Annotated in this window: 9 protein-coding genes; 2 read left to right on the forward strand and 7 right to left on the reverse strand. The window is 44.1% G+C overall.

Features of this window, described 5'->3' with window-relative positions:
* Positions 1-307 precede the first annotated feature (307 nt).
* A complete protein-coding gene (locus tag M2273_RS05370) occupies positions 308-2,722 on the forward strand; it encodes an ABC transporter permease (RefSeq protein ID WP_429393938.1) in 2,415 nt (804 codons plus the stop codon).
* A gap of 24 nt (positions 2,723-2,746) precedes the next feature.
* Here M2273_RS05370 and M2273_RS05375 read toward each other — a convergent pair whose 3' ends face one another.
* Entirely contained in the window at positions 2,747-3,667 is a 921-nt protein-coding gene (locus M2273_RS05375) for a phosphotriesterase family protein (RefSeq protein ID WP_429393941.1), read from the reverse strand.
* A gap of 271 nt (positions 3,668-3,938) precedes the next feature.
* Between M2273_RS05375 and M2273_RS05380 the strand changes: the two genes are divergently transcribed.
* Positions 3,939-4,454, forward strand: coding sequence for a DinB family protein (locus M2273_RS05380; RefSeq protein ID WP_429393943.1), 516 nt, complete (start codon positions 3,939-3,941; stop codon positions 4,452-4,454).
* A 22-nt stretch (positions 4,455-4,476) separates the two neighbouring features.
* Here the strand turns inward: M2273_RS05380 and soxC are convergent, their stop codons facing one another.
* The 6 genes from soxC to M2273_RS05410 all read right to left on the reverse strand — a co-directional run bounded on the left by soxC (position 4,477) and on the right by M2273_RS05410 (position 12,211).
* Positions 4,477-5,751, reverse strand: a complete 1,275-nt coding sequence (gene soxC, locus M2273_RS05385) for a sulfite dehydrogenase (protein WP_429393944.1) — start codon at positions 5,749-5,751, stop codon at positions 4,477-4,479.
* A gap of 1 nt (position 5,752) precedes the next feature.
* Positions 5,753-6,370, reverse strand: coding sequence for a c-type cytochrome (locus tag M2273_RS05390; RefSeq protein ID WP_429393947.1), 618 nt, complete (start codon positions 6,368-6,370; stop codon positions 5,753-5,755).
* Positions 6,371-6,382: 12 nt separating this feature from the next.
* On the reverse strand, positions 6,383-7,639 hold the full coding sequence (locus M2273_RS05395) for a YeiH family protein (RefSeq protein WP_429393949.1): 1,257 nt from the start codon (positions 7,637-7,639) through the stop codon (positions 6,383-6,385).
* A 34-nt stretch (positions 7,640-7,673) separates the two neighbouring features.
* A complete protein-coding gene (locus M2273_RS05400; protein WP_429393951.1) occupies positions 7,674-9,113 on the reverse strand; it encodes a phytoene desaturase family protein in 1,440 nt (479 codons plus the stop codon).
* Between the two features lie 91 nt (positions 9,114-9,204).
* Positions 9,205-10,824 carry a hypothetical protein gene (locus tag M2273_RS05405; RefSeq protein WP_429393954.1) on the reverse strand — a complete coding sequence of 540 codons (1,620 nt, stop codon included), beginning with the start codon at positions 10,822-10,824 and terminating at the stop codon, positions 9,205-9,207.
* 25 nt (positions 10,825-10,849) lie between these two features.
* Positions 10,850-12,211 (reverse strand): DoxX family protein, encoded by a 1,362-nt coding sequence (locus M2273_RS05410; RefSeq protein WP_429393956.1) that lies wholly within the window; start codon positions 12,209-12,211, stop codon positions 10,850-10,852.
* Between the last annotated feature and the right edge of the window lie 15 nt (positions 12,212-12,226).

Here is a 12,226-nt window from a genome sequence, read left to right on the forward strand (position 1 = left end):
AATTTACAACCTTACTTAGGACGGTTGCTTTGAGTCAAAATTAGCGGATGTACGGCTTGTATTTTGCTGCCTGGATGAGATGCCACTAATTGTATAAAAATCGCCCACTGCGCAGGCTTGTCAGCCGCACATTTTATGATGTAGTATAACTTGTTATAAAAACGAACGCCAGATGTTCGTTTCTGATACATATCAAGGATAAAATTCGTCATAAAACACTAATAATCAATAAATTAAAGCATTGGCACTATATTTAAAACAGTACGGTTAAATATCTTCTTTTCAGTTTTGTTTAAACCGTAACGTCATGATAAAAAACTATCTGAAAGTAGCCTGGAGAAACCTGACCAGGAACAGGGTCTCTTCCCTGATCAATATTGGCGGATTGGCTGTCGGTATGGCGGTGGCCATACTGATTGGCTTATGGATGTGGGATGAACTATCATTTAACACCTATCACCAGCACTATGACCGCATTGCCCAGGTCAGAACGCGAGTGACTGATACACATACCGGGGATCCCGGTATGAACTCTTCACTCCAGTTCCCGATGCTCACCGAACTTAAGACCAACTATGCGGCTAATTTCAAATACATTGTCATGGCTTCCTGGGATGTTGACGATATTCTATCAGCAGGTGATAAGAAATTGTCCAGAAAAGGCCTGTTCATGGACCCTGACGCGCCCAACATGCTGACCCTGAAGATGATCTACGGTTCCCGGGCAGGTTTAAAAGATCTGCACTCGATCATGCTTTCCGAATCAACTTCCAAGGCTTTCTTTGGCGATGCAAATCCGGTGAACCGGGTGATGAAGATCAATAATAAAATGGATGTTAAAGTTACCGGTGTTTACGAAGACCTGCCACTGAATACCCAGTTTAAGGACCTTAAATTCCTGTCGCCTGCCGATCTGTGGATCGCGGATAACCCATGGATCAAGGAACGGGCCATGAACGACTGGCAAAACCATTTCCTGAAAATTTATGTAGAGATTAACCCCAATACTGATTTTGAACAGGTTTCCAGGAATATTAAAGATGCGGAGTTAAAAAACCTGACTGATCTGAAAGAACAGGCTAAACAAAATCCACAGGTTTTCCTGCAGCCCATGAGCGACTGGCACTTACATAGCTACAAACACGGAGCTGCAGATAAGGGCCCGCTACAGTTATTGTGGCTTATAGGCATCATTGGTGCATTTGTATTACTGCTGGCCTGTATCAACTTTATGAATTTAAGCACAGCGCGTTCTGAAAATCGTGCCAAAGAGATCGGCGTAAGGAAGGCCATCGGCTCCATGCGTAAACAGCTGATCGGCCAGTTTTACAGTGAGTCTTTTCTGGTGGTGGTATTATCCTTCCTGGTTTCGCTGATCTTGGTTCGCTTGTCGCTCCCCTGGTTCAATGACTTATCGCACAAAGAGGTGATGATACCCTGGCAAAGCGCTTATTTCTGGGCGGCAGGCGGCGTCTTTATTTTAGTAACCAGTATTATCGCCGGAAGCTACCCCGCGCTTTACCTGTCCTCTTTTAACCCGGTTAAAGTATTGAAAGGAACCTTCCGGGTTGGTCGTTTTGCATCTATTCCACGCAAGGTACTCGTAGTTACACAATTTACGGTGTCGGTGGCTTTGATCATTTGTACCATCATCATTTACCGGCAAATCCAGATCGCCAAAAACCGTCCGGTGGGCTATACCCGGGATGGTTTGGTCATGGTTCAGAAAAAATCAAGCGATTTTGATGGGAAATACGACTTGTTACGGGCTGAGCTCAGAAATACCGGTGCAGTAGCCGAAATGTCTGAATCCTTTGGCAGGGTTACGGAAATAGCCTCCGGTAATGGGGGATTTAACTGGAAAGGCAAAGATCCCAATCTGATTGACCAGTTTGGCACCTTGCCAGTGTCTTTTGAGTTTGGCAAAACAGTAGGATGGCAATTTGTAAAAGGGCGCGATTTTTCAAGGGCCTTTATCTCGGATTCATCGGGCATGGTTATTAATGAGTCTGCCGCCAAATACATGGGATTGAAAAACCCGGTTGGCGAAAGCGTGAGCTGGAAATTCCAGGACCAGCCCCTAAAGTATTATAAGATCTTGGGAGTGGTTAAAGACATGATCATGGAATCGCCATATGAGCCGATGTATCCTACCGTATTTATGATCAAAGGCCACGTACCTACCTCCATGATCAATATCAAGATCAACCCTAAAACAAGCGCCAGCCAGGCCTTGCCAAAAATAGAAGCCGTTTTCAAGAAGATCATTCCGTCGGTGCCATTTGAATATCAGTTCGCTGATGAGGAGTACGCCGCCAAATTCGCCGCTGAAGAACGCATTGGTAGCCTGGCTACTGTTTTTGCCGCGCTCGCCATTTTAATTTCCTGCCTCGGCCTTTTTGGCCTGGCATCATTTATAGCCGAGCAACGAGTTAAGGAAATTGGTGTACGCAAGGTATTAGGCGCATCGGTATTGAATCTCTGGAGCCTGCTTTCGAAAGATTTCGTACTGCTGGTGATGATCGCTTTCCTGATCGCCTCCCCCATTGCTTATTATTTTATGCACCAATGGCTGCAGCATTACCAATACCGGTCTGAAATATCCTGGTGGATATTCGCCGTTACAGGCGCTGGTGCCATGGCAATTACTTTACTTACGGTAAGTTATCAAAGTATCAGGGCAGCACTGGAAAACCCGGTCAAGAGTTTAAGGAGCGAATAAAGAACTACTGTGAAAGCTTAATAATCAACCTGCTTTTACGCTCAATGCAAACGCGGAAGCCGGATTTTTAATAAGCAGTTGCTCATAGTCGGCTTGCGTAAAACCCAGCTTATTCAACAAAGGAATAAGCTGGGTGAAAATATTGGTAAAACCCGTGAACTTCCCTCCGTCGGGTTCTCCGGGCTTGTACCATCCTGCATCGTGCGAAATCAGCACGCGGTGCAACAGATGCTCCTGCTTTAAGCTGGCTATGGAATCGGCATAGTTCTCGAAATCGCCCCATCCGATGCCATCCAGACTTATCCAGGCACCACGCCGGGCAGCTTTAATATGCAGGTTCCTATCGGTTTCTGCCTGCGCATGTACCCATACAAAAGCATCGGCTTTCACGCCCATTATCTTCAGGATGTCGAGTTGCTCAAAGGCGGCAGGTGATTTACCGGTATGGGAACAAATGGTAAGACCTGTTTCCAGGTGTGTTAAAGCTGCTGCCCGAACAAGCTTCTGATGAAGCGCTGACAATTTACCTGCATCCACGCTGATTTTAATAAACCCCGGCCGCACATCAGAATTTTCTATCCCTTCTTTGAACTCCCTGATCCATCGGGAAGCTAACTGTTTATCCGTTTCTTTCTTTACCCAAACCGGTAGGTACTTATTATTCACAGCTCCATAATAACCGGTATTGGTGATCATATGCAGGCCTGTCTTTTCCGACAGTCTCTTTAGCAATATTACATCCCGGCCCAGGAAAGCTGGTGTACAATCAAATATGGATTTTACCCCTGCCTGCTTTGCTTCCAGCAGGTAAGGCAGTACCTTATGTTCCACCTGATCCCGGTTCCAACGGTCATAACTGATTTTGTCAGCACCGATAAAATCTACCAACATATGCTCATGAACCAGTGTCTTCCCTAATGCGTCTGCCGGGATCTCTCCAAGCACAGTTATTATCGTTCCTGGTTTTCGCCTGAAACGGTAGAAGCTTATGCCGAGCGTGGCAAGAAGAAATTGTCTGCGGGAGAATAGCATGTAGGTGTATAATTATCTACAAGATAAGATTTCTGCATGTAAAACTACGTAAACCGTCAAAAAATGAGACTCATTATTCCGGTACCCCGGCCAGGCTTTATCTCAAATAATTTTTGTAAACAGATTTCCTAAACAACAATCCGATATAGTGGTTTATTGAGTATAACATTATCAAAAATATATCATGAACGATTTACTATTAGCTCAGCAATTCGCCGTGGAACTCGAAGCTGAAGCGCCTGCTACAACCAAGTGCCTGGAACGTATACCAATGGAACTATTTGGCTGGAAACCGCATGAAAAGTCTATGGAATTAGGCTATCTCGCAACACTGGTATCAGAAATACCTTTATGGATCGCCCATATGATTCAGAAGGGTGACATTGATTTTGCGACATTCGAGCATTATAAGCCGCAAACTACACAGGATATGGTCGACCATTTTAAAAAAAATGTAGCCGATGCCAAAGAAGCATTGTTATCCGTCACCGAGGGTTCGCTCGCAGCATCCTTTCAGCTAAAAGCCAATGGTCAAACGTTGTTTACCTCAACAAAAAAAGAACAGATTGAATTGAGTATCAACCACATGGTGCACCACCGTGGCCAGCTGACGGTTTATATGCGACTAAACGACATTGCTGTACCTTCTATTTATGGCCCTTCGGCTGATGATAAAAGCTTTACCCAACCTGCAACATGAAAATACCTTGATATCTCTTAATCTATTTCCAGCTTTCTGGCTTAAATAAAACTTTGCCATCGCGCTTTATATGCCAGGCGGTTATGGGGTTCATATGATATCCGCTGATCGCGGCACCACGCGCACCTACCAGTTGTTCCAGTGTAGGCTGGGTATAGTTTGTTTCGTCAATAGCGCGGCTCATGATTTCAGTTTCGTCGCCATTCCATTGCCACAGATGCCTAAAATAAGTATGGGCTTTATCCAACACAGGCTCCTGAAGGCGGGCAGTATTCCACGTTTTACCGGCATCAGTGCTTATCTCTACCCTTACTATTTTACCTCTGCCCGACCAGGCAATGCCACGTATCTCTACCCAGCCGCGCTCTAAATTATTGGGATAGGCCGGATAAGTAATAATCGACCTTGCATCCATTTCAAAGCTGAACTGTCTTATTCTATCTTTTACGGGGTAGGTATATTTAGAAGTTTCTTCGCGTGTCATGAACGGCTCATCGGATAGCTCGATCCTGCGGATCCATTTCACACAGGTATTGCCCTCCCAGCCGGGCAAAAGCAAGCGAGCCGGATAACCCTGCTCTGGGCGTATGGCTTCGCCGTTTTGCGCGTAAACGATCATGGCATCTTCAAAACCCTTTTTAACCGGTATGCTGCGGGTCATTACAGCTGCATCAGAACCTTCGGCCAAAAACCAGGTGGCTTTAGGCTGAACGCCAACCTCCCTAAACAGTGTAGACAGCATCACACCCGTCCATTCGCTCTGACTGGTTAATCCACAGATCTCCTGCGGTGTCAGGGTTTCTTTACCTGATCTGAAATTGCCCGAACATTCCAGAAAGCAGGTACGGGTTACTGATGGAAATCTTTTCAGATCAGCTATTTTAAACACCATGGGCTTGCTCACCATACCGTGTATCAACAATTCGTATTTATCCGGGTCAATAACAGGAACACCGCCATGGTGTCTTTCATAATGCAGATCTGACGGGGTTAATGAACTGTACAGATCCTGCAAGGGTGTACGTGATGAAGTATCAGATTTAATACGCACGGGGTGCTCAAAAGGTGAGCGTTTGCCTACCGCGCCTGGCCCAAACCCTATTCGTTTTGTTGGATCATCGGTCTTTAACATTGGTTGTTGCGCGGCTACCTGTATCCACTTGCCCAATGATGCCTGCATAGCAACAATAGCTGTAGTAGCAGCGCCACCCAATAAAAACCTGCGACTTATCTTTTTATAAACCGGTGGATCCTTATGATCATTTACAGCCTCGTTATACTTTTCCGTGTTTTCCATATTAACGTACTTCAGGGCCGCCTTTGCGGTCGTCGGTTATAAATAATTTTTGCGCGGGCATTACTATTTTGGGTAAGGTGTTGGCATTTAATACGGCATCAGATTTAATGATCTTATTGGCACTTAACAGGTACGCGGTTACACCATACACTTCATTATTGGTTAATGACCCGGGCAGGTTATACGGCATCGACCGCCGTATATAATCAAACACGGTGCTTGCATAGGGCCAATAATTGCCAATAGCCTTTACCTTTGATGTACTATCGCTCACCAAAACAGGTGCTGGCAATTTTACACCGGGCACCACTTTCTCTGCGGAACCGTGGCAGGCACTGCACTTTGCCAGGTAAATAACTTTGCCCTGAGCTACGCTGCCTGAACCAACAGGCAGACCAACCCCATCGGGCCTCACATCAATATCCCAGGCGGCAATTTGTTGCGGAGCAGCGGGTTTTCCAAAACCAAATGATGCAGGCCATTGGGTGGTATCCACAACAAAAGCAGAAGCTGGTTTATTGGCTCCTGCATGATAACTATATGCGCCAAGCACCACTATCGGCAGCATGCCCAATACAATGGCTGCGAGTGAATTACCGTTGTTAAATGGTTTTGGCATGGATCAGGATCATCAGAATAAAACAAAGGCAATAGCCAACGTAATAAAAATATTAAAGGTTTGTGCTATCAGGAATGCGTACAGCGGCTTTTTACTATTCTCGCTAAACAGATCAGCAAAATTGGTTTCTAAACCAATACTGGTAAAGGCCAGCGCGAACCATAGGCCCTGCAGGTTTTTTAAGCTATCCTTAATATGGGCGCCAGTTTCTGGTGATATAAAGAAAGAGAACAGTAGCGAAGCGCCTATAAAGCCCAATACAAACTTAGGGAAACGCTCCCAGATCACTTTCAAGGTTGGCTTTTTATCAGGATCGCTGCCGGCGGGGTGTTGGGTGTAGGTCCAGTAAATGGAAATTGCAAAAGCGGCCAGTCCTAACAACACATTTTGCGAAAATTTTACAATGGTACTTATCTTTAATGCAACCTCGCCAACAAGTGATCCTGAAGCAACCACCGCGCCGGTAGTATCAATACTACCACCAAGCCATGCACCGGTTACGGCCTGTGAAAATTTAAAGTAATGCGCTATTATAGGCATAAAGATCATCATCGGGATAGCTGTAATGAGCACCATGGAGATCACATAGGATAGCTTTTTGGAATCTCCCTTGATGGCGCCGGCAGTCGCGATAGCAGCGGAAACACCGCAAATAGATACCGCGCTCGATATGATCATGGCTATTTCATCATCAACCTTTAGCTTTTTGCAAACCCAAAACGCAAAATACCATACCGATGTTACTACCAGTAAAGCCTGTATTAAACCTAAAGAACCCGCCTTTAAAATATCAGAAAAAATAACGCTGGTTCCCAATAGTACCAATCCTATTTTTACGAATAGTTCAGTTGACAGTGACGACTTTAACCATTCAGGTAGTTTTAAAAAATTACTGATCACCAGGCCCAAAACTAAACTGAATATAACAGCCTCCAGGTTTAAAGCCTTTGCCTGGCTGCTGCCTGCCAGAACCAGGGCTACCATAGTAATCAAGTAAACCAATGGAAAACCTAATGCATAATTTTTAACAGACTTGCCGGTAATCAAAGCCCCTATTCCGCCTATGATGAGCACGAAAACAAACTGAACCCCTATTTTTGAGAGGTTGGCGGAGCTAAACACTTTATCTGAAAGTGCTGCACTATTTGCCCAGCCAAATGTAGGTACAGGTAAAAGTAAACCGGCTATAGCCAGTATAATAATTAATGAACCTAAAATAACTACTGCCCAATCTTCGTGTAGTGTTAATTTAGTAGTTGATGATGACATATTTATTTATTTTTAAGTGGTGATATAGTTCTTTTTATAATTTGATATTAAATACATCTTTCAGCGCACGCTTGGCCGAATGGTATCCGCACATGCCATGAACGCCGCCGCCGGGCGGTGTGGATGATGAACAGATATAAATACCTTTTGCCGATGTACGGTAAGGCGATCTTCGCAAAACCGGCCGGGTAAACAGTTGACCTATATCTATCACCCCTCCGTTAATATCCCCGCCAACATAATTGGGGTTGTATTTTTCAAGCTGCCGGGTGTTAATAGTATGGCGCCCAATTATGCGGTCACGAAAACCGGGGGCAAAACGCTCTATTTGCTGTTCAATAATTCCGGTCATATCCTTGCTTGACCCGTTGGGGACATGGCAATATGCCCATGCAGTATGTTTACCTTCGGGTGCACGGGTGTTGTCAAACAGGCTTTGCTGTGCCAATAAAACAAAGGGTTTATCAGGGTGGCCACCTTTCCATATCTGCTGTTCACCGGCAGCTATTTCCTTTAATGTCCCCCCTATGTGTACAGTTCCGGCTTGTTTTACTTCTCCGGCTGTAAAAGGTATGGCATCGTCAAGCGCCCAATCCACTTTAAAAACACCCATACCATAACGATAACGTTCCAACTGCCATTTATAAATAGCAGAAAATTTATGACCGGCTATCTGCAGCAATTGCTTCGGTGTAACATCAAACAATACAGCACGTGCCGATGGCAGTTGTTCAAAAGAGGCTACATAGGTATTGGTTTCAATTTTGCCCCCAATAGCTTCAAAATAGGATGCCAGCGCTGCTGCTATTTTCCCAGAGCCTCCTTTTGGTACCGGCCAGCCTTTCAAATGTCCGTTTGCCATGAGTACCAACGCGATAGCTGATGTGGCGATATTACTTAATGGCTGTATACTATGCGCGGCCATTCCAGCAAAAAGCCCCTTAGCTTCCTCTGTTTTAAACCGCTTAGCTAAATGTGTGGCCGATGTTAAAGCATCCAATCCAAATATGGCCATATCTACAGGATGTTTTGGAAAAGTTAACGGCCCTAAAACATCAGGCGCCATTGCCGGCCATGTTTTTACCAAATGCGACAATAGTTTTAAATATGTCTGGCTATCGGTCCCCAATAAGGCAGCAGTTTCCGCAACCGACTTCTTGAGTACAGCCGCGGTGCCGTTATCAAAAGGATGAGCAGCGGCAATATCAGGATAAATATATTCTAAGCCATACTCAGCAAGTGGTAAAGTTTCAAAAAAGGGTGAACCAGCGGCCAGGGGGTGCACAGCCGAGCAAACATCGTGCTGAAAGCCGGGTAATGTAAGTTCTTCGGTACGCAGCCCCCCGCCAATCGTATCTTTTCCTTCCAGCAATAAAACCGAAAGCCCGTTTTGTTGCAGCAATATTGCCGCCGCAAGGCCATTTGGCCCTGAGCCAACAATTACCGCATCATAATCACGTTTTTCGAGCTTCACTTTTTATATAACTTAGTATTTACCACAGTACAATCTTTGTGTAAGTTAATTTGTTTGTTGCTGACATCAAATGTATAATTTAGTAAAATTATCAATACTTTCCTGCCTGTAACTTGCTAGCGGTTAAGGCATATTTTCTGCTTACTTTGTCAAGCACTACATAAATTGAATCCTTGCGCTCATTGATGCCTTTTAAAATAATATGGTTACCATCGGTAGTACTATAGTTCAAAATCATCCGGTTACGCTTGCGTTTGTCTTTCAGTTCATCGGCAATACCTTTGGTACGGCGCGATGAAAGAGCAATCTGATCAATGGCTGTGTTTTCATCCCTGATATTGGCACGGGCTTCTTTTGGTATCCAATCTTTTTTATCTCCCCTGCCCTTTTTGTTTTTAGCTTCCTGGTTACCTCCCTTGCCTTTATCTCTATTACGCCTGTTTGAGGCAACAAACTTATCTTCCAGGTAAAGTACATTGTTCACGGTATCAGCCTGGTAATAAAAAACCCGCTGACCACCACCTACCCCAGTAAGCTCAAATGTACGGTTGATATCGCGCATGGGCGAACCGCCGCCGTTTGAAAGATCAAGCGGCACAGGCCTATTCACTTTAAAAGTAAGGGTCGACCATTTTTCAAATGTCGCCTCGCTCCACCTAACCGAATCAATTGGTGAAAAAGGTATTTCTTTATTGTTGATGCGAAATGTGGTTACATTATAATTACCTCTGAGCTGTTTTACCCCGGTGGTGGCTGGCTGCTTATAGGGGTCGTACCTGAAATTGATGTACTGAATATAAAATAACACAATTAAAAAGATCCAGATAGTGGCCACCTTTAAAACAATACGGGTGTATTTTAACCATTTTTGAGAAAACGACGGATAAAAATTAGTTGGAATTGTATAACGCTCCAGGATCAGCAGGTTATACAGTTTAGGCACATCGTAAATAATTAAAAATGCCGCGAATAGTACAAAGTAAGATGCATAGATGTGCACCCCGCCATCGTAAGAAAAATTGACAAATGTAATATCGCCCAAAGCCCCAAACAGCAGTATAGCCCCTAATAAAGTAGTGCGCCTGAAAAACAATAAAGCTCCCGCGGCTACTTCCACAATACCGGCAAACACCTGGTACCAGGGCACAATACCTACCGATAACCAATAAATTTTTTGAGCGGTGAGGTCGCCAAAATTGGTGTTTAACAGACCAAGTGAAGGATATGGCAATTGCACAGGGAACAGCTTTGTAAAACCAAATCCGATGATACCTATCCCTGCCCTATACCGTACAATTACCCTTAGCCAATAGTACAGGGTATCGTAATTTTTAGTTTTACCCCGGTCAATGGCAGTCCATATTAAACCACCTACAATACCAACAGCCAATACAGCTAACCAATCGGCATAGCCCATTAAATTGTAGGCTGGCGTTTGGAAACGGACTAACGATGGCTGGAAGCGTGCAATATCATACAAATCGCGGTAATGCAGGTGAAACCAGTTGATACCAAACAAGTTCTTATACCACTCGCCGGACATGGGGATGCTCATCCCCACAAAAAACACAAACGCCATGCGGAACAATGCTTTTTGATATGGTTTCCATGTTTTAACCGGCTGCTTATTTACAGCTGACGAAGCAGCTGTCTGATCCTGAGTAGATATCTGCTGCAGTTTTACAACGTTGGAATGGATTTCTGTTGACATGATAAATTCTTTTAAATAATGATTATCAAAGTTTAATGGCTTTGTCGCGACCGCGGGCCGCTTCCTCTAACAGATATTTTTTATCGATCCTGTTTAACACGACATACACAGTATCCCGGCCTTCAACACCAGATAAAATGAGTTTTGAATTATCGGGCCTTGTGTAATGTAGCACCAGTTTATCGTTTGGATAATTATGGTTTTTATTTTGCAGGATGAGTTGCTGGTTGGCTACATCAATCTGGTAGCTGTAGTACTGGCGGCCAATGGAACCCGCTTCTTCATAACTCCTGTCGGCATCCTTATCATTGATCTCTTCGGTAACAGCGGAGTCAATCTTAACCGTTTTATTGGTACCAATGCTGAGGGTGGCCCATTTTTCAAAAACCACGTTTTTCCAGCGGCTGGTATCGGTTGCAGAATATGGCAGCGCTGTATTATTGATCTTAAACTCGCTTACATCATACAAACCATCAGCATCTTTTAAGCCTGCGGTTTGCGGGTACTGGTAAACATCATGATGATAAACCGACCATGTTTTGTAACCGTATAAAAACACAAAAAAGAAAATAAACAGCGTTTTTAAAACCAATCTGGCACTTTGGCCTTTTTGCGAAAGTGATATTTTAAAGCGGTTAGGCTGTACCGGCCTTTCCAAGCCTATCAGTACAAAAAGGCGTACAACATCAAACGTTAATAAAAATAAAGCCAGCGTTATCAGGTATAAACTGTAGGTAGCTTCGCCGCCATCATAAGCCAGGTTTGACATAAAAACGTTGCCTGTGAATACCACCACCATCAATGCGCCAATGGTTGACGTTTTGCGAAAAAGCAACAGCGAGCCTGCCAGTATCTCGACCAATCCGAGAAATGACTCATAATTAGGCACTATGCCCAGGCTTAATGAAAATAATTTCCATCGACTAAACTCGCCATAATGCGTATTTAAATTACTTAGGGAAGGATACGGCGATTGCAGTGGAAAAAATTTGATAAAACCATAAGCTATAATACCTATTGCCAGCCGGTAACGTACAATAACCCGGATCCAGTAATAAAACTTGTTATAATCTTTTGCATCCTTATCCCGGTAAGTCCAGACTGCTGCACCAACAATAGTTATACCTAACATAACTAACCAATCAGCGTAGGTGTTTAGCCCCCATCCCGTAGATGTCCTATCAGAGAAAATCTGGGGCGTATAACGGCTGACGTAAAATATATCACTAAACCGCAGGTGCAGCCAGTTTATGGAAAACAAGTTGCGGTAAAATTTCCAGTCGAGCGGTACAGCCTGAATGAAGAAATAAATAGAGAAGATGCGAAAAGCCCACTTTTCGTATCCTTTCCATTCATCATTTGATAATGCTCCTTTTAATGCATTCATTGTTTTAATTTTTGT

Source organism: Mucilaginibacter lappiensis (assembly GCF_050433765.1).
In the GTDB taxonomy this organism is placed as follows: Bacteria; Bacteroidota; Bacteroidia; order Sphingobacteriales; family Sphingobacteriaceae; genus Mucilaginibacter; species Mucilaginibacter lappiensis_A.

Excerpts from the sequence above, each read along its gene's own strand:
- M2273_RS05370 (WP_429393938.1), top strand. The coding sequence starts at position 308 with ATGATAAAAAACTATCTGAAAGTAGCCTGGAGAAACCTGACCAGGAAC.
- M2273_RS05380 (WP_429393943.1), top strand. The coding sequence starts at position 3,939 with ATGAACGATTTACTATTAGCTCAGCAATTCGCCGTGGAACTCGAAGCT.
- soxC (WP_429393944.1), bottom strand. The coding sequence starts at position 5,751 with ATGGAAAACACGGAAAAGTATAACGAGGCTGTAAATGATCATAAGGAT.
- M2273_RS05390 (WP_429393947.1), bottom strand. The coding sequence starts at position 6,370 with ATGCCAAAACCATTTAACAACGGTAATTCACTCGCAGCCATTGTATTG.
- M2273_RS05395 (WP_429393949.1), bottom strand. The coding sequence starts at position 7,639 with ATGTCATCATCAACTACTAAATTAACACTACACGAAGATTGGGCAGTA.
- M2273_RS05405 (WP_429393954.1), bottom strand. The coding sequence starts at position 10,824 with ATGTCAACAGAAATCCATTCCAACGTTGTAAAACTGCAGCAGATATCT.
- M2273_RS05410 (WP_429393956.1), bottom strand. The coding sequence starts at position 12,211 with ATGAATGCATTAAAAGGAGCATTATCAAATGATGAATGGAAAGGATAC.